Source organism: Ochrobactrum sp. SSR (genome assembly GCF_030067775.1).
Classification (GTDB): domain Bacteria; phylum Pseudomonadota; class Alphaproteobacteria; order Rhizobiales; family Rhizobiaceae; genus Brucella; species Brucella teleogrylli.
The window spans coordinates 1,059,662-1,076,576 of record NZ_CP125970.1; the positions used below are offsets into that span (position 1 = coordinate 1,059,662).

The following is a 16,915-nucleotide window of genomic DNA, read 5'->3' on the forward strand; positions in this document are numbered from 1 at the left end:
CTGTCGTATTTCGGGAGGGCTGAGCGCTCTGGACGCAGAAAATCCGCGCCCTAGTTAATTTTTACCCACTGATGCGTTCCAAAACGACGCAACAACAGGGCGCAACGAGGAGACGCCTTCATGCCTGAACCGAAAGAAGACGGCCAATCAGCGGAGGTCCTGAAGGAAAGTCTTCCCTCCAAAGCCGCTGCTATTCATGAACTCATTCGCCGCGAAGGCGAAAAGGAAATGAACAGAGAGGCGATGGCGCTGTTCTGGTCGGCAATCGCCGGTGGTATTTCGATGAGTACCTCGATGATCGCCCGAGGCATTCTGGAGGCCTACCTTCCCGACGGGAACCTGTTCTTTCTGCTCAGTTCAGCCGGCTATACCGTTGGCTTTATAATTGTGATCATCGCCAACCAGCAATTGTTCACCGAAAACACGATCACCCCGGTTCTGCCTTTTATGACAGAGCCGACTGCGTCTCACTTTTTCAAGATGATAAGGCTGTGGAGCATCGTTCTTTTGGGCAATCTGATCGGAGGAGCGATTGCCGCCCTCGTCATAGTCTTGATGCCCATCTTCTCCGTTGAGGTTACGCGCACATTTACAGATATGGGCAAGCATCTTATGGAGAACACAAGTAATGAGCTATTCAGCAAAGGCATCATGTCTGGATGGCTGATTGCGACTTTGGTCTGGATGCTGCACAGCACCAAGCAAGGCCATATTTTTCTTATTTTCCTGATCACCTATCTCATTGCAATCGGTGATCTCACCCATATCGTGGTCGGGTCGATTGAAGTGCTCTTCTTGCTGTTCATCGGCGAAGTTTCCGCTTTCGACAGCATCTTCAAATTCGGTCTGCCCACGCTTTTTGGTAACATCGTCGGGGGCACATTCATCTTCGGGCTGATTTCGCACGCCCAAATCCGGGCCGACGAATAGCTGGGACCAAAAGGCGGGGAACTTTCGCGTGCGTCCGAAGTTCGGTGTCGTTGGTGTCAATTGCCGCTCAGACCAAGCTCGGGAAGTTGGCGCCCGCCCTGTCTTGCCCACGCAAGACAGGGCATTTTTAACGGAACCATTTTTGCTCTGGTGCATTCAATGGCCGTTTTACTGCATCTTGCAGGCTTTTGATTGGTGGCTGAAAGGAGGGTTCTATGCCGCTCTTCAATGAAGCGAGCCGTATATACGCGCCGGGAGAAGTCGATTTGATGCGCAGATGTTTTACCGAAGCCAGCGAGAAGCTCGAGGCAGGCGGCAACGCCTATTCAGCTTCGGACCTGGCATCCAGTATCATCAGTCTCTACCAGAGCGGATTGCGTAATCAGACATATATCGCTGATCTGGCAGCGGGCATTGCAAGCGCCAGATATCTGTCCCGACAACAAGAAGTCGACGTCAACCGGCAAGACCAATGACCCAGGAGGGAAGAAAATGGCACAAAAGCGAAATCCGTGGTCCGACCCGGATCTGGTACGAGAGAAAGAAGCTATCGATCCATCTCCTGTTGAACCCAGTGACCATCAGGAAAAGCCCACTCATGAACAATAAAATGCGCCGGGCAACCCGCATATCCAGGTTCCCAAAGAACCTTATCCCGACCGTTCGAATGATTGAGTGAGTAACGCGCGGGACCCTTAAGCCAGACAATTCCATGCTGCGCGGATGCCATCAAGACTTGGTGGGAACGCTTGCTTGGTGTAGCGTTACGCCCAGTGTCAGCGAAGTCTGGCAATGAGGTTTGGCAACAATCCCCCCTAGCGATCATGAGTGACGAAACATGAAGACACTGGCGACAGCTATTTGCATACTGATCGTGGCGGCAGCCCTCACCGGTTGCGCCAATCGCTCGTGCCGCGATTGGCCGGGGACGTGCATCATTCAGTGATTGAGGTAAACCGGGCAGGCCCAGCTGAAGTGGGCGTTACGTCCCGCGTTTCTCGCTATTCTTCTTCTTTTTATCTTCGTCGTAGTGAAACTTGATGGCGAAGAACATAGCCACGCCCAACACGAGAACCTTGAACGCTATCAAGAATACAGGAATCCATTCCATCTTCTGAATATTCCATGCTGCTATCTATCGCGAAGGCACTAGCACAAATAGCACCCAACGCTGCGGCGCAGATTGACGCGGTGATAACCCGTTACTACAGTTAGCCCGTGCGAAAGTATGGGACGAATTCAATATCTGGAAGGGATGCATGCCCGGTGGCATGTCCGGACTTCAAATCCGGGAGGGGCTGATAGACGGTCTCTGGTGGGTTCGACCCCCATTTCCTTCCGCCATCATTCCCGCACATCTCCAGCAAAGCTGCTTCACAACTTCGCTGGAGATGAAGAAGTTCGATCAAACGCGTTCGAGCGCGATGGCAATGCCCTGACCGACGCCGATGCACATGGTAGCCAGCGCATATTTGCCGCCGTTCAGCGACAGTTCCAGCGCCGCGGTGCCCGCAATGCGCGCACCCGACATGCCGAGCGGGTGACCAAGCGCAATCGCGCCGCCATTCGGATTGACGCGGCTGTCGTCGTCGGCAATGCCCAGTTCGCGCAGCACGGCGAGGCCCTGCGAAGCGAACGCCTCGTTCAGCTCGATCACGTCGAAAGCATCGGGCGCAATGCCGATACGGGCGCTGAGCTTCCTGGTTGCCGGAGCCGGGCCGATGCCCATCACACGCGGCGGCACACCAGCCGTCGCGCCACCCACAACGCGGGCGATAGGCGTGAGGCCATATTTCTTTACCGCCGCTTCGGAAGCAACGATCAATGCGGCCGCACCATCATTGACGCCCGACGCATTGCCCGCCGTGACCGTGCCGCCTTCGCGGAAAGGCGTCGGCAGCTTGGCCAGCGCTTCGATGCTGGTGGCACGCGGATGCTCGTCCTTGTCCACGACGACAGGATCACCCTTGCGCTGCGGAATGGTGACCGCCACGATTTCCTTGGCCAGACGGCCATTGGCCTGCGCCTCAGCGGCCTTGTTCTGGCTGCGAACGGCGAAAGCATCCTGATCGGCGCGCGAGACCTTATAGTCTTCGGCAACGTTCTCGCCGGTTTCCGGCATGGAATCGACGCCATATTGCTTCTTCATCAACGGATTGACGAAGCGCCAGCCGATGGTGGTATCGAAGATTTCCGCCTTGCGCGAAAAGGCGCTATCAGCCTTTGGCATGACGAAAGGCGCGCGGCTCATGCTTTCCACGCCACCGGCAATCATCAGTTCCGCTTCGCCTGCCTTGATCGCGCGGGCAGCGGCGACGACCGCATCCATGCCCGAACCGCACAGACGGTTGATCGTGGTGCCAGAAACGCCAACCGGCAAACCGGCCAGCAGCAGCGACATACGCGCGACATTGCGGTTGTCTTCGCCTGCCTGATTGGCCGAACCGAAGATGACATCATCGACGGCTTCCCAATCGACCGACGTGTTGCGCGCCATGAGTGCTTTCAACGGAACGGCACCGAGATCGTCGGCACGGACTGCAGAAAGCGCGCCGCCATAACGACCAATGGGAGTACGGATATAATCGCAAATATAGGCTTCGGTCATGACAGGCCTCACAATTCTGGAACAACGAGATCGGCGACAGGGCCATCGATATGCAGCTTAGCGCCGGTCATAGCCTGTAGCTCTTCCAGTGTCATCGCGGCAAGCTTTTCGCGCAGCACAAAACGGCCCTTATCAACGTCAATCACCGCATGGCTGGTGTAGATGCGCGTGATGCAGCCGACGCCCGTCAGCGGAAAAGCGCATTTTTCCACCAGCTTCGGCTCGCCCTTTTTGGTGACGTGCTCGGTGATGACCACCACCTGCTTGGCACCATGGACGAGGTCCATCGCGCCGCCGACGGCAGGCACACCCTTGGCGCCGACGCGCCAATTCGCGAGATCGCCGTTTTGCGCAACCTGATAGGCGCCGAGGATCGCCACATCGAGATGGCCGCCGCGCACCATGGCAAAGCTGTCGGCATGGTGGAAGAAGGCAGCACCTGGCTTCAGCGTAACCGCCTTTTTGCCTGCGTTGATGAGATCCCAGTCTTCCTCGCCTTCCGGCGGCGCTTCGCCGAAATCGAGAATGCCGTTTTCGGTGTGGAAGATCGCCTCGCGGCCTTCCGGCTGATAGCGGGCAACCATTTCAGGAAAACCAATCCCAAGATTCACATAAGCGCCATCGGCAATATCTTGCGCCGCGCGCCAGGCGATCTGGGCGTTGGAAAGCTTGATGTCCTCACGAGTATCGACGGTCATACGTAGGCCACTCCTGCCCGAATGAGTTCTTCTTCCTGCTGCGGGTTTGTAACCTCGACAATGCTGTCGACGAAGATGCCCGGCGTGATGATGTTCTCCGGCTCGATGCCGCCGAGCGGCACGATCTGCGACGCCTGCACGATGGTCTTGCCGGCAGCCATGCACATCAGCGGATTGAAGTTGCGCGCCGCCATGCGGTAATTGAGATTGCCGTGAATATCAGCCACGTGCGCCTTGATCAGCGCGAAATCGGCCTTCAGCCAGCGTTCCTGCACATAAGAGCGGCCATCGAATTCAGCGATCACCTTGCCCTCGGCAAGCTCAGTGCCATAGGCAGTTGGCGTATAGAAGGCCGGGATGCCAGCGCCACCAGCGCGGATGCGTTCGGCGAGCGTTCCCTGCGGAACCAGCTCAAGCTCGATTTCACCAGCCAGATATTTGTCCGTGAAGGCGCGCGGATCGGACGAACGCGGAAACGAACAGATCATCTTCCTGACCAGTCCCGCGTCGATCATGGCGGCAATGCCGATGCGACCGTTACCAGCATTGTTGTTGATGACCGTCAGGTTCTTCGGCCCCTTGTCGATGAGCGCGTGAATGAGTTCAATCGGCGCGCCCGATCCACCAAACCCGCCGATCATCACGGTCGCGCCATCGCCGATCCCAGCAACCGCTTCCGCAAGGCTTCCTATTGTCTTGTCCATATTTTTCTCCTCAGACGACCGCAGCGCCAAACTCGGGCCGGGCAGTACGCATGCCGAAAATTGGGGAACCGTCTTTCAAAAATGCGCTCGAGATTGAATAAAACGATGCCCCCTCGACCACAATAGGTTTGTGCGTTATGCTTACTTTGTTCGATAATCGCACAAATACGGAGATTGCCTGCGTGCAGATCAAGGATCGCGACATGATGGGCGGGCTGGCCAAAGGCCTGAAGGTTATCGAGGCTTTCACCTTCGATCATCCGAGGCTCAGCATTTCCGATGCAGCGGAGATTTCCGGTTATGATCGCGCCACAACGCGGCGCTGCCTGCTGACATTGGCCGAGCTTGGTTATTGTGCCTATGACGGCAAATATTTTACGGTGACACCGCGCATCCTGCGGCTTGGCACAGGATGCCTCGCCTCGATGCCGCTTCCGCGTATCGTGCAGCCATTTCTCGACCGCCTGTCGGACGAAATCCGCCAAAGCACGTCCGTTTCCATTCTTGATGAGACGGAAATCGTTTATGTCGCCCGTGCGGCGCAGCAGCGCGTCATGTCGGTGATGCTGATGCCGGGATCGCGATTGCCAGCCTATTGCACCTCGATGGGGCGGGTGCTGCTGGCGGCCTTGCCTCATGAAGAGGCGCTTGAAACGCTGAATGCGAGCCAGCGCATCGCCCGCACACCCCGGACGGAAACCGATCTGGCACGCATCATGGAAGAACTGGCCCGCGTCCGCGAGCAGGGCTATGCAGGCATTGATCAGGAAGTGGAAATCGGCCTGCGCTCCATGGCGGTGCCGCTGACCAATTTTCATGGCAAGGTGGTTGCGGCGCTGAATGTCGGCCTGGCTTTGACCGATGAACCGATGGCCGACGTCATCACACGTTACCTTCCCGCGCTGAAAGCGGCACAGGCGGAAATATCCCGCACTCTGCGGTAGAGAGATTGCCAGGCGCAAAACGCCGGCCTGTTTGCGACAGACCGGCGTTACGATGGTCAGTTTTCGACCACTTCCGGCAAGGGCTTGTCCACGACCATGGCATGATCGAGCACGCGTTGCAGGTTGGCGGCATGGCGGAAACTCGGCTCCAGCCCGACACCGTCAGCCACGGCACGGGCAAAGCGCTGATAGTTCGTCTCAACGATACCGGCATCGATATCCCGCCAGACCGGCGTTTCGATATCCTCGCCGATAGAACCGCGCAGGCTTGATCCGGTGGGTGTATGGAGCACTTCCAGCGCGCCCTTGTCGCCATGGATGCGCAAGCGCAGCTCGTTCAGATGGCCGGTCGCCCAGCGGCTGGCATGAATGACACCCAGCGCACCATTGGCATATTCCGCCATCATGACGAAGCTGTCATTGGCATCCAGCACATATTCGCCAATATGGTCGTTTTCCGCCTTGTCGAAAGTTTTGAGCCGAGCGGACGCCCGCTGCACATCGCTGCCGATGGCATAGGATGCGAAGTCGAGGATATGAATGCCGACATCGCCCAGAACACCATTCGACCCATGGCGCGTGGAAAGCCGCCAGAGCCATTTGCTCTCGGTCTTCCAGTCGCCCCACGTCTTCGACACCAGCCAGCTTTGCAGATAGGACGCCTCGAAGTGGCGCACCTGTCCGATTTCTCCGGCCAGCACCATTTCGCGCGCCTTCTGCAAGGGCGCAACATTGCGATAGGTCAGATTGACCATATTGACGACATTGGCCTGCTCGGCGGCATCGGCCATTTCGGCGGCCTTTTCATAGCTTTCCGCCAGCGGCTTTTCGCAAAAGACGTGCTTGCCCGCGCCGACCAGCGCCAGCGTGGTCGGGTGATGAATGGCGTCGGGCGTCACATTGGCGATTGCATCAAAACGGCCCCATTCCAGCGCATCCTCAAGCCGCGTGAAGCGGTTGTGAATGTCGTGGTTTTCCGAAAACGCATCGACGCGCTCCGCCGACACATCACAGGCCGCGACAACCTCTACGCCATGGATCGCCCCGAAGGCTTCGGCATGGTTTTTCGCCATGCCGCCAGTACCCAGAATAAGAAGACGCATCTTGCACCTCAGCGATAGCCGGCTTCACCGGCCTTGTGCAGCTTGGGTCCACGCTCGACAATCGGCTCCAGCGCTTTTTCGACCGGAACATTCGGCGCGGCGTGGATGCCCGTCCATGCCGGTTGCGGATTGTACGCCCATTTGACCGAATTGCGCAGAACGGTTTGCACATTGGCATCGTGATAGGTCGGGTAGGTTTCATGTCCGGGGCGGAAATAGAACACATTGCCCGCGCCGCGCCGCCATGTCATGCCGGAGCGAAACACTTCGCCGCCCGCGAACCACGAAATGAACACCGTTTCCAGCGGCTCCGGCACGGAGAACTGTTCGCCATACATTTCTTCGTTCTCGAGCACGAAATTCTCATCCAGTCCCTGCGCGATTGGATGGCCGCGATTGACAACCCAGACGCGCTCGCGCTCGCCCGCCTCACGCCATTTCAGCGCGCAGGGCGTGCCCATGACCCGCTTGAAGATTTTGGAGAAATGGCCGGAATGGAGCACGATCAGCCCCATACCTTCGAAGACGCGCCTGGCCACGCGCTCCACCACCTCATCGCTGACGGCACCGTGATCCTTGTGCCCCCACCAGACCAGTACATCGGTCTCGACCAGACGCGCTTCCGGCAAGCCATGATCCGGCTCCTGCAAGGTGGCGGTCGTCGCTTGAATGGCGCTGTCGGTATTCAACGCATCGGCAATCGTGTTGTGCATGCCGTTCGGATAGACCGAACGCACCGTTTCGTTGATCTGCTCGTGAATGTTTTCACCCCAGACGATTGTGCGAATAGGCACGGATATTCTCCTTGCTGCGGGCATCACGGCCCGGTTGTTTCATCTCATTGAGCTTGGGAGGTCGGCGTCAAACGGCGCGGCCCTTTTCATCGAAGCGATGAATATTGTCTCCTGCGGGGGAAACCGAGAGCGTCTCGCCGGATTTGCGCACCGCGACACCGCTTTCACGGACCACCAGCGGTTCCTCCAGGCCAAGATCGATATAGACATAGGTGTCGGAACCGAGGATTTCGGTGTGGATCACCTGACCGGTCCAGTGGCCGCCCTCGGACACAACGGCGAGATGCTCCGAACGCAAACCCACCGTATGAGCACCGAAAGGCTCGGCATGTTGGCCGGTCAGGAAATTCATCTTCGGCGATCCGATGAACCCGGCGACGAAAAGCGAGTTCGGCTTTTCGTAAAGCTCAAGCGGCGTACCCACCTGCTCCACACGTCCATCGCGCAGCACGCAGATGCGGTCGGCCAGTGTCATCGCCTCCACCTGATCATGCGTCACATAGATCATGGTGGTGTCTTCCATGCTCTGGTGGAGCTTGGCGATCTCAAGCCTTGTAGCCACACGTAGCGCCGCATCGAGGTTGGACAAGGGTTCGTCGAACAGGAAAACCTTGGGATCGCGCACGATGGCCCGGCCGATGGCCACGCGCTGGCGCTGGCCGCCGGAAAGCTGGCGCGGCAGACGCTCCAGATAGGGCGTCAGTTGCAGCATCTCCGCAGCTTTATGAATGCGGCTCTTGCATTCGTCCTTGCTTTTGCCTGCAAGCTGCATGCCGAAGGCCATGTTTTCATAGACCGTCATATGCGGATAAAGCGCATAGGACTGGAACACCATGGCAATACCGCGCTTCGACGGGGTGAAACTGTTGACCACGGTTCCGTCAATGGCAAGACTGCCGGACGTGATCTCCTCCAGCCCGGCAATCAAACGCAGCAAGGTGGATTTTCCGCAACCCGATGGACCGACAAAGACCATGAACTCACCGGGGCGGATATCCATATCCACGCCCTTGATGACATCGAAGTTGCCGAAAGACTTGCGCACATCGCGCAATTGAAGTTCTGCCATGACTATACTCCTAGCCCTTTACGCCACCCGCCGTCAGACCGGAGACAATCCGCCGCTGGAAGATGAGCACGAGGATGACGAGGGGAACCGTGACGATGACCGAAGCCGCCATGATATTGCCCCAGGGGATTTCGAACTGGCTGCTGCCGGACAACAGTGCGATAGCCACTGGCACGGTGCGCTGACCGCCGGACGAGGTGAAGGTGAGCGCGAACAGGAACTCGTTCCATGCAGAGATGAAGGCAAGCAGACCTGTCGTCACCAAGGCGGGCCACATCAACGGCATGAACACCCGCGTTATGATGACCCAAGGCGACGCGCCGTCGACGATGGCGGCTTCCTCGATCTCCACCGGCAGATCGCGCATGAAGGTGGTGAGCACCCACACCGTGAAAGGCAAAGTGAAGATCATGTAGGAGAAGATCAGCGCCAGCGGCGTGTTGAAAATGCCCAAGAAACGGATCAGCTCGAACAGACCGGCCAGCACGGCGATCTGGGGGAACATCGACACCGAAAGAATGGTGAGCAGCAGCAGCCCCCTGCCCCTGAAGCGAACCCGCGCCAGCGCATAGGCCGCCGTTATCGCCAACAGAAGCGAGATCGCCACCACAACTGTTGCCACCAGCAGCGAATTGCCGAGACTGCGCAGAAAGCTGCCCTGCGTCAGCACGCTGGTATAGTTTTCAATCGAGAAATTGGTCGGCCAGTAATCGACCTGAAATAGCGCCGTTCCCGATTTCACACTGGTGATAATTGCATAATAGAACGGGAACACTGCAACCAGAATAATGATCGCCACAAGAAGATAGAAGCCAGCTAACTTTATGCACCGCATCTTCTAGTCTCCCCTGCTGGTGATGTTCACACGCCCGAAGAACATGTAGAGCAAGGTGATGGCAGCGATGATGAGGAACAGCATTGTCGATGCCGCCGCGCCATAGGCAAACTTGTCGAAATCGAACAGATTTTCACGCGCAAAGACCGACATGGTTTTTGTCTGCGCATTGTTGGGCGTCAGCACATAGATAAGATCGAATATGCGCAGCGCATCCAGCATGCGGAAGATGATCGCCACCATCAGCGCCGGGCGGATCAGCGGCAGCGTCACGCGCCCGAACACTTTCAGCGGATGCACGCCATCGATCCTGGCCGCTTCATAAATATCCGTCGGCACCATCTGCAAACCGGCCAGAATAAGCAGCGCCATGAAGGGCGTCGTTTTCCAGACATCGACAATCAAAACCGCGATCATTGCTGTGTCCGGATTGGCGGTCCAGGCGATTTTCTGGCTGATAAGCCCGAGATTGAGCAGGATGTGATTGAGAATGCCGAACTGGTCGTTGAGCATCCAGTGCCAGATCTTGGCCGAGACGATTGTGGGGATCGCCCACGGGATCAGGATCGCCGCGCGCACCAGACCGCGCCCCGGAAAATTGGCGTTGAGCACCAGCGCCACGATCAGTCCGAACACCGTTTCCAGACTGACCGAAAGCAGCGTGAATTTTACCGTGTTCCAGACCGCGCCCCACCATGCCGGGTCGGCCAAAAGTCCACGATAGATGGTACGGCCGCTCTTGAGCGTCACCCAGGACAGATAATTATTGAAGCCGACAAACTCTGCTGTGCCAAGGCTGGTCAGCGAGGCATTGGTGAAGCTTAAATAAATGGTTCTAAGCAGTGGCCAACCGGCCACCAGCGCCAGCACGAACAATGTCGGGGCGAGAAACACCCATGCAGACCGGATGCGCTGGCTGCGCAGATCGGAATGCACGCGCAGCTTTGACGGCGCGGCCTCCGCACGATCGAAAGAAGTCTCTGTCATGATCCAGCTCTTGGTCCTGCCCAGAGGAATATGAGCGTTCGGGTCGCCCACCTAGGGGATGGGCGGGGCTTGGGAGGACAACCCGAACGCGGCTTGATCGGTCCTTACCAGCCGGAACCTTCCAGCTCGGTCAGCTCGACCTCAAGCATTTCGAGATTCTCCGCAGCCGTTCCGTTGCCGGAGAGTGTCTTGTGAACCGCCGTCCAGAATTTTGACGACACTTCATTATACTTCACCTTCGTCGCAGCCGACGGACGCGGCACGGCATTCTGGAAAATCGGCTTCCAATTGGCCATGAAAGGCTGCGCCGCAATGACATCCTTGTCGTCGTAAAGCGCTTCGATGGTCGGCAGGCGCGAAATCTCGACCGCCTGCACCTTCTGCACTTCCGGCGAGGCCAGATATTTCACCAGAGCGATGGCTGCTTCCTGCTTGGTCGAATATTTGGACACTGCAAGATTCCAGCCGCCAAGTGTGGAGAATGGAGCATCTCCATCGGCGCCAGCAGGCAGTGGAGCAACGTCGAACTTGCCCTTCACGCCGCTATCGGCGCTGTTGCCCAGCGCATAGGCATAGGGCCAGTTGCGCATGAAGACCGCATTGCCGGTCTGCCAGACACCGCGCGATTCCTCTTCCTGATAGGCCAGCGCGCCTTGCGGCGAGATCGATCCGATCCAGCCCTTGGCGCGGTCGATGGCTGCGGCGGCCTTCTCATTATTAATCGAAATCGTGCCGTCGGCCTCGACGATCTGGCCACCGCCCGACGACTTGATCCATTCAAGCGCGTTGCAGGTCAGCCCTTCATAGGCATTGCCCTGAAAGACAAACCCCCAGAGATCGGACTTGCCGTCGGCCCGCTCCTTATCCATGATTTCCTTGGCGGTCGCCGTCATTTCATCCCAGGTTTTGGGAACCGTCTTGCCGTATTTTTCGAGAAGATCCTTGCGGTAGAACAAGGCGGGCGCATCCGTATAAAACGGCAGCGCGACCAGCTTCCCATTGACGGTCTGCGATGCAATGATCGATGGGAAATGCGCAGCAGTAACATCCTTCGTTGCCTCGGTGAGGTCAACAAACTGGTCGGACAATTGCGGTGCCCAGACCACATCGGTCTGATAGACGTCGATATCTGCATTGCCTGCCGCCAGCCACAGGCGATACTGGCTGAACTGCTCGCTCGATGACGGCGGCATCGAAACGATATTGACCTTGTTGCCGGTATCCTTCTCGAATTTGACGATCTGGTCCTGCAAGAACTTGATGTTGTTGCCCGTCGAATTGGCAGCGAGCGAAATTTCCACCGCCTGTGCGCTGACTGTCGCAAGGCCCAAAGCCACGCAGGCCGCGAGCATTCCCTTTATTGATTTCATTGTTCCCTCCTCCCATCCATTCTGTAAGCGGTTGTTCAAAATCGAAAACGGTTTGGATAGCAAAAAGTTGCAGAGGACCGCATTTCTGTCAAGCAACAGATTCTCGCAAAATGAACAGGGTTTGGACCTCTTCATATATCTCTATATCTTTCAATATCTTGAGAAAGACACGTTCGTCGGACGATGGCCTTGCGCGCCTGACGCGAACGCGGTTTGATGCTTCTTTTTGAAACGAACTTGAAAGCGGTTTGGATTTATAGCACAATGATAATCAGCCACGTCGCTCTGCGACGGGCACGCCGATTGTTAATCGCAAGGAAGCGGCTATAATCCCGCCGCCTTGCCCGCCTCTCAACTCGACATGCCAAATGAAACTTCGTGAATTTGCCAAACAACTGGGGCTTTCAGCCACGACCGTCAGTCGTGCATTAAGCGGCTATCCTGAAGTCGCCGAGAGCACGCGCAAGCGGGTGATGGATGAAGCCGTTCGTCTCGGTTATCGCCCCAATGAAAATGCGGTCAGGCTTGCAACCGGGCGTGCCGGAGCCATCGGCGTCGTGATGGGGCGCAACAGCGAATTTCATTTTGCAGAATTCATGCGCGGCATGGCCGAGCGGCTCAGTCAGGATGAGGTGGATATTCTCGTCAGCCCAATTTCCCACAATGGTACGGATGATGAAGTTCAGATTTGCCGCCGCCTCGCGACAAGTCGCCGGGTCGATGCAATCATCGTGACCTCACCGAAGCCGAATGATGAGCGGATTCGGCTGCTGCATGAACTCGGCATGCCGTTTCTGGTGCATGGACGTTCGGAAACCGACATTCCGCATGCCTGGCTGGATATCGACAATGAAGGCGCGGTCTGTCGCTCGACGGCGCATCTGCTGGATCTTGGGCATCGCCGTGTCGCGATGATCAACGGGCGCTATGGCTTCACATTTTCGCTCCACCGCGACGAAGGCTATCGCAAGGCGCTGGAAAGCAGAGGCGTTCCCTTCGATCCCGATCTGGTGGAGCATGGCGATTTTACCGACGAAATCGGCTATCGCCTTGCACTCAAGCTCTTGGAGCGCAACCCGCGCCCGACCGCCTTTGTTGCCGGATCGATGATGACGGCGCTTGGCATCTATCGCGCGGCGCGCTCGTTCGGGCTGACCATCGGCAAGGATATCTCAGTCATCGCCCATGACGATGTCATCTCCTTCCTCAGTGCCGAAAATATGGTGCCGTCGCTGGCGGCCACGCGCTCATCCATGCGGGCGGCGGGCAAACGCTGCGCCGACCTTCTGATGGACATTCTCGACGGTCGCGCCGCGACCGATATCCACGAACTCTGGCCGGTTGAACTGATCTTAAGAGATTCCGCCACGCGGGTTCCTGAAAACAGCTGATAGAGCCAATACACAGAACATCATAGGCGAGGTTCAAGTGAATCTGGCATAATCTTCGTCATGAGACTGACAGAAGTTTCTATTAGTTAGTCGGAACAGGCGTCGTCGGGGCTGGCTATAAGGAGTTCGCCATTGACCGAAATCGAACTGAAGCTCGAAATTTCCCCTGCCGATCTCGAAAAGATCGCTCTCTCCAGCTTTTTGGGGCAGCCTGCCGCCACGCGGGAATTGCACTCGGTTTATTTCGACACTGGCGATCGCCGGCTTTTCGATAATGGTTTCACCTTGCGCATCCGCCGCTCCGGCGAGAAAACCATCCAGACCGTAAAGGCGACCGGCTCCAACGCCTCGCTTTTCGCCCGTTCCGAATGGGAAACCCCGGCGCGAACAAACACGCCCGTGTTCGACTATAACAGCCCACTTCTCAACCGCTTCGGCCCGATCGAACGCGATCTTGTCGTGCAGTTTGAAGTTGTCACCAACCGCCGCATCTGGAACCTGACTGAAGGCACCTCCAGGATCGAAGTGGCTGCCGATGCCGGAATCGTCATGGCGGGTGACAGGCAGGCGCCCTTTCACGAGATCGAACTGGAATTGAAAGGCGGCGATCCACGCCAGCTTTTCGCCCTCGCCCGCAAGGTCAACGCAATCGTTCCGGTGAAGATTGGCGTTCAATCCAAATCGGAACGCGGCTACCGTTTATTGTCGGCCATGCGCAATGCCGCCAAGGCCGAAGCAATCGGTCTGGAGCCGCGCCTGACTGCGGATGAAGGTTTCCGCATGATTGCGCTTTCCTGCTTTCGGCAGTTTCGCCTGAACGAGACCTTGCTGCTGCAAAAGGGACATGCGGGCAGCCTGCATCAGGCGCGCGTTGCCATCCGGCGGCTGCGCTCGGCGCTGTCACTTTTCAAACCCCTGCTGGATGAAAATGCAAAGCGATTTTCGGACGAATTCCGCTGGCTGGCCAACACACTCGGCGATGCCCGCAATCTGGATGTGCTTCTGCTGAAGGCCGCCGATGGAGAACTGTGGGAAAAACTGGAGACCGCCCGCAAGGGCAGCTATGCCAAAATCGTCGAAGCACTTGCGTCGGATCGCAGCCGAGCGCTGATGCTCGACTTCAACGAATGGTTGCTCTGCGGTGACTATGCCAAACATCCCGACGGTGGAAAGCCCGTCGAAGATTTTGCCGCAAAAGCGCTCGACCGGATGCGCAAGAAGCTCAAGAAGCACGGTCGCGACCTTGCTGAAATCGACGATGAACACCGGCATGAGGCTCGAAAAGACGCGAAGAAATTGCGTTATGCGGCAGAATTCTTCGCACCACTCTTTGCCGACAAGCGGGGGCTGCGCCGGTACAAGAATTTCAACAAGGCAATGGAAGCGCTGCAAGACCGGCTGGGTGCGCTCAACGATCTGGCCATCGGCCACGATGTGCTGAAACAATATGGCATTGAAGAAACGCCGGAGGCTCAGAAGCTGATCTTCCATGCCGATAAAAAACAGCTGATCGAAAAGGCGCAGACGGCGCTCGACAATGTTCTCGACGCCAAGAAATTCTGGCGCTGAAGCATAAGGGGCGCCTAATGCAAAGCCGTTTCATTTTTCGGCTTCCCGTGTTCTAACATCCTCGCGGGTGGAATGGAGGAGGACCGAAAATGAACAAAACGCCGACAGCTGATGAAAACATCTCCGCTTCGCGCCTGATCGATAAGCGCGTCGCGGAGCTTGCCGACTGGAGAGGCGAAACGCTGGCCAAAGTTCGCGCCATCATCACCAAAGCCGATCCGGCAATCATTGAAACATGGAAATGGCGCGGCGTACCCGTATGGGAGCGCGATGGCATTATCTGCACGGGCGAGACTTATAAGCAGGTCGTCAAACTGACTTTCGCCAAAGGTGCATCGCTGGACGATCCAAGCGGTCTGTTCAATTCCAGTCTCGAGGGCAATGTGCGCCGGGCCATCGATATTCGTGAAGGCGAAGAAATCGACGCCGATGCGCTCACCGCGCTCGTTCGCGCCGCCATCACGCTCAACAGCGCAAAGCCAGCCCGAAAGAAATAGGGCGGCGGAGCTTTCGCGCCGCCGCCTATTCTTCTGCAAATTCTGCGACAGATCAGTGCGCTGCTGCTTCGCTCTTGCGAACCGCAGCCACATCACCAGCCGAAACCGCGCCCGCCTTGTTGCCCCATGCGGAGCGAACGAAGGAGGCGAGGTCCGCCACTTCCTGATCCGTCAGGCGATCGGCATAGCCCTGCATCACAAGACGCATCGGACGCTTTGCCGTCGAAGGCACTTCGGCACCGTGCAGGATGACCGAGATCAGCGGCTTCACTTCCGAACCTGTCACCAGATCATTGTCAGCCAGTTCCGGGAAAATTCCCGGCGCACCCTTGCCGGTCACGAAGTGGCAGGCAGCGCAATTGTCGAGATAAAGACGCGCACCCACCGGCATGTCCGGAGAGGCTTCCGTCAGCATCTTCGCGGTTGCTTCGCCAGCGGCATCGGCAGGTGCTGCCGGAAGCGCCGTGAAAACCTTGGCCGCGAAGCTCTGCGGAACCTCGACAGTCGCCCCATCGACACCCTTGAGGAAAGCAGCAATCGCGAGATTGTCGGCATCCGTCAGGTGCTGGAGTGAATGCTCGACCACCAGACCCATTTCGCCGTTTGCGGTCGAATAGGAATTGCGACCCGTTGCGAGATAGGTGGCCATTTCCTCGACCGACCATTTCTGTGGAGCCGATTGCGGGCCGCGCAGCGCAGGCGCGTTCCAACCGTCGATGACACCGCCCGACAGGAAATTCTTGTCGCCCGCACTGACACCATCCTGCGCCATGAAGCTGTTGCGTGGGCTGTGGCAGGCCGCACAATGCGCCGAACCTTCGACCAGATACTGGCCGCGCTCCTGCACCTCGTTCTTGCCTGCGGGCGTGAAGCCAGCCTTGTGCGTCAGCGCGAGCCAGTTCCAGGCGCGGATGCCGAAGCGCATATTGAACGGGAAGCCCAGTTCGGTCTGCTGGACGTCGTTCTTCACCGGCTGCACATCGTGCATGAAGTAATCGTAGAGCGCACGAACATCTTCTTCGGTCAGCTTGCGATAGTTTTCGTAAGGCATGGCCGGGTAAAGATGCGCGCCATCGGCACGAATACCGTCATAGAGCGCGGCGCGGAACTGATCGAGCGTCCAGTTTCCGATACCGCTTTCCTTGTCCGGCGTAATATTGGTCGTCCAGATAGTGCCCATCGGGCTTGCAATGGCGCGACCACCGGCAAACGGCTTGCCGCCATCGGCCGTATGGCAGGCCATGCAGTCGGACGCATACATGACATATTCGCCCTGACCCTTGGCCGGTTTCCAGTCAGCGGCCAGTTCCTTCGTCGGCTTGGTAAGCTGCACGGGAACGAACAGGAATGCCAGGAGCGCGACGATGCCGAGAACGACGAGAACACCGATTATGCGAAGAAAAGTTTTCATCACCG

At 57.5% G+C, this 16,915-nt stretch carries 16 protein-coding genes and 1 tRNA gene; 7 read left to right on the forward strand and 10 right to left on the reverse strand.

Going from position 1 to position 16,915, the window contains the following annotated elements; all coding sequences use genetic code 11:
- Positions 1-120: 120 nt before the first annotated feature.
- The 3 genes from QLQ11_RS16415 to QLQ11_RS16425 all read left to right on the forward strand — a co-directional run bounded on the left by QLQ11_RS16415 (position 121) and on the right by QLQ11_RS16425 (position 2,274).
- Positions 121-930, forward strand: coding sequence for a formate/nitrite transporter family protein (locus tag QLQ11_RS16415; protein WP_109366921.1), 810 nt, complete (start codon positions 121-123; stop codon positions 928-930).
- 215 nt (positions 931-1,145) lie between these two features.
- Positions 1,146-1,406: a hypothetical protein gene (locus QLQ11_RS16420; RefSeq protein ID WP_109366920.1), complete on the forward strand. Its 261-nt coding sequence runs from the start codon at positions 1,146-1,148 to the stop codon at positions 1,404-1,406.
- A 772-nt stretch (positions 1,407-2,178) separates the two neighbouring features.
- Positions 2,179-2,274, forward strand: a tRNA-Sec gene (locus QLQ11_RS16425).
- Positions 2,275-2,335: 61 nt separating this feature from the next.
- Here QLQ11_RS16425 and pcaF read toward each other — a convergent pair.
- The 3 genes from pcaF to QLQ11_RS16440 are packed head-to-tail and all read right to left on the reverse strand — an operon-like array spanning position 2,336 to position 4,940.
- Positions 2,336-3,538, reverse strand: a complete 1,203-nt coding sequence (pcaF, locus tag QLQ11_RS16430; protein WP_109366918.1) for a 3-oxoadipyl-CoA thiolase — start codon at positions 3,536-3,538, stop codon at positions 2,336-2,338.
- Positions 3,539-3,546: 8 nt separating this feature from the next.
- A complete protein-coding gene (locus QLQ11_RS16435; protein ID WP_109366917.1) occupies positions 3,547-4,236 on the reverse strand; it encodes a CoA transferase subunit B in 690 nt (229 codons plus the stop codon).
- Positions 4,233-4,940 carry a 3-oxoacid CoA-transferase subunit A gene (locus tag QLQ11_RS16440; RefSeq protein WP_109366916.1) on the reverse strand — a complete coding sequence of 236 codons (708 nt, stop codon included), beginning with the start codon at positions 4,938-4,940 and terminating at the stop codon, positions 4,233-4,235. The genes QLQ11_RS16435 and QLQ11_RS16440 overlap by 4 nt, the downstream gene beginning before the upstream one ends.
- A 137-nt stretch (positions 4,941-5,077) precedes the next feature.
- Between QLQ11_RS16440 and QLQ11_RS16445 the strand changes: the two genes are divergently transcribed.
- Positions 5,078-5,884 (forward strand): IclR family transcriptional regulator C-terminal domain-containing protein, encoded by an 807-nt coding sequence (locus QLQ11_RS16445; RefSeq protein ID WP_371831098.1) that lies wholly within the window; start codon positions 5,078-5,080, stop codon positions 5,882-5,884.
- Positions 5,885-5,940: 56 nt separating this feature from the next.
- Here the strand turns inward: QLQ11_RS16445 and QLQ11_RS16450 are convergent, their stop codons facing one another.
- The 6 genes from QLQ11_RS16450 to QLQ11_RS16475 all read right to left on the reverse strand — a co-directional run bounded on the left by QLQ11_RS16450 (position 5,941) and on the right by QLQ11_RS16475 (position 12,042).
- Positions 5,941-6,987, reverse strand: coding sequence for a Gfo/Idh/MocA family protein (locus tag QLQ11_RS16450; RefSeq protein WP_109366914.1), 1,047 nt, complete (start codon positions 6,985-6,987; stop codon positions 5,941-5,943).
- 8 nt (positions 6,988-6,995) lie between these two features.
- Positions 6,996-7,781, reverse strand: a complete 786-nt coding sequence (locus QLQ11_RS16455) for a ThuA domain-containing protein (protein ID WP_109366913.1) — start codon at positions 7,779-7,781, stop codon at positions 6,996-6,998.
- Positions 7,782-7,848: 67 nt separating this feature from the next.
- Positions 7,849-8,850 (reverse strand): ABC transporter ATP-binding protein, encoded by a 1,002-nt coding sequence (locus QLQ11_RS16460; RefSeq protein ID WP_109366912.1) that lies wholly within the window; start codon positions 8,848-8,850, stop codon positions 7,849-7,851.
- Between the two features lie 10 nt (positions 8,851-8,860).
- Positions 8,861-9,685, reverse strand: a complete 825-nt coding sequence (locus QLQ11_RS16465; RefSeq protein ID WP_124915320.1) for a carbohydrate ABC transporter permease — start codon at positions 9,683-9,685, stop codon at positions 8,861-8,863.
- A gap of 3 nt (positions 9,686-9,688) precedes the next feature.
- Positions 9,689-10,672 (reverse strand): carbohydrate ABC transporter permease, encoded by a 984-nt coding sequence (locus tag QLQ11_RS16470; protein ID WP_283736228.1) that lies wholly within the window; start codon positions 10,670-10,672, stop codon positions 9,689-9,691.
- A 104-nt stretch (positions 10,673-10,776) separates the two neighbouring features.
- Positions 10,777-12,042, reverse strand: coding sequence for an ABC transporter substrate-binding protein (locus tag QLQ11_RS16475; RefSeq protein ID WP_121538456.1), 1,266 nt, complete (start codon positions 12,040-12,042; stop codon positions 10,777-10,779).
- A 368-nt stretch (positions 12,043-12,410) separates the two neighbouring features.
- Here QLQ11_RS16475 and QLQ11_RS16480 point away from each other — a divergent pair, with 368 nt between their 5' ends.
- The 3 genes from QLQ11_RS16480 (at position 12,411) to QLQ11_RS16490 (ending at position 15,499) form a co-directional block, all read left to right on the forward strand.
- Positions 12,411-13,433, forward strand: a complete 1,023-nt coding sequence (locus QLQ11_RS16480) for a substrate-binding domain-containing protein (protein ID WP_109366909.1) — start codon at positions 12,411-12,413, stop codon at positions 13,431-13,433.
- A gap of 132 nt (positions 13,434-13,565) precedes the next feature.
- The gene (locus QLQ11_RS16485; RefSeq protein ID WP_235858970.1) at positions 13,566-15,002 is read left to right on the forward strand and encodes a CYTH and CHAD domain-containing protein; all 1,437 of its coding nucleotides are present in this window, start codon (positions 13,566-13,568) and stop codon (positions 15,000-15,002) included.
- Between the two features lie 89 nt (positions 15,003-15,091).
- Entirely contained in the window at positions 15,092-15,499 is a 408-nt protein-coding gene (locus tag QLQ11_RS16490; RefSeq protein WP_109366907.1) for a DUF1801 domain-containing protein, read from the forward strand.
- A gap of 52 nt (positions 15,500-15,551) precedes the next feature.
- On the opposite strand, the gene QLQ11_RS16495 is transcribed toward QLQ11_RS16490, so the two are convergent.
- Positions 15,552-16,910, reverse strand: a complete 1,359-nt coding sequence (locus QLQ11_RS16495) for a cytochrome c (RefSeq protein WP_283736229.1) — start codon at positions 16,908-16,910, stop codon at positions 15,552-15,554.
- Between the last annotated feature and the right edge of the window lie 5 nt (positions 16,911-16,915).

What these genes read in the sequence shown, in the direction of transcription:
- QLQ11_RS16470 (WP_283736228.1), bottom strand. Translation starts at nt 10,672, where the DNA reads ATGACAGAGACTTCTTTCGATCGTGCGGAGGCCGCGCCGTCAAAGCTG.
- QLQ11_RS16465 (WP_124915320.1), bottom strand. Translation starts at nt 9,685, where the DNA reads ATGCGGTGCATAAAGTTAGCTGGCTTCTATCTTCTTGTGGCGATCATT.
- QLQ11_RS16415 (WP_109366921.1), top strand. Translation starts at nt 121, where the DNA reads ATGCCTGAACCGAAAGAAGACGGCCAATCAGCGGAGGTCCTGAAGGAA.
- QLQ11_RS16475 (WP_121538456.1), bottom strand. Translation starts at nt 12,042, where the DNA reads ATGAAATCAATAAAGGGAATGCTCGCGGCCTGCGTGGCTTTGGGCCTT.
- QLQ11_RS16445 (WP_371831098.1), top strand. Translation starts at nt 5,078, where the DNA reads ATGCTTACTTTGTTCGATAATCGCACAAATACGGAGATTGCCTGCGTG.
- QLQ11_RS16450 (WP_109366914.1), bottom strand. Translation starts at nt 6,987, where the DNA reads ATGCGTCTTCTTATTCTGGGTACTGGCGGCATGGCGAAAAACCATGCC.
- QLQ11_RS16495 (WP_283736229.1), bottom strand. Translation starts at nt 16,910, where the DNA reads ATGAAAACTTTTCTTCGCATAATCGGTGTTCTCGTCGTTCTCGGCATC.
- QLQ11_RS16440 (WP_109366916.1), bottom strand. Translation starts at nt 4,940, where the DNA reads ATGGACAAGACAATAGGAAGCCTTGCGGAAGCGGTTGCTGGGATCGGC.
- QLQ11_RS16490 (WP_109366907.1), top strand. Translation starts at nt 15,092, where the DNA reads ATGAACAAAACGCCGACAGCTGATGAAAACATCTCCGCTTCGCGCCTG.
- pcaF (WP_109366918.1), bottom strand. Translation starts at nt 3,538, where the DNA reads ATGACCGAAGCCTATATTTGCGATTATATCCGTACTCCCATTGGTCGT.
- QLQ11_RS16420 (WP_109366920.1), top strand. Translation starts at nt 1,146, where the DNA reads ATGCCGCTCTTCAATGAAGCGAGCCGTATATACGCGCCGGGAGAAGTC.
- QLQ11_RS16480 (WP_109366909.1), top strand. Translation starts at nt 12,411, where the DNA reads ATGAAACTTCGTGAATTTGCCAAACAACTGGGGCTTTCAGCCACGACC.
- QLQ11_RS16435 (WP_109366917.1), bottom strand. Translation starts at nt 4,236, where the DNA reads ATGACCGTCGATACTCGTGAGGACATCAAGCTTTCCAACGCCCAGATC.
- QLQ11_RS16460 (WP_109366912.1), bottom strand. Translation starts at nt 8,850, where the DNA reads ATGGCAGAACTTCAATTGCGCGATGTGCGCAAGTCTTTCGGCAACTTC.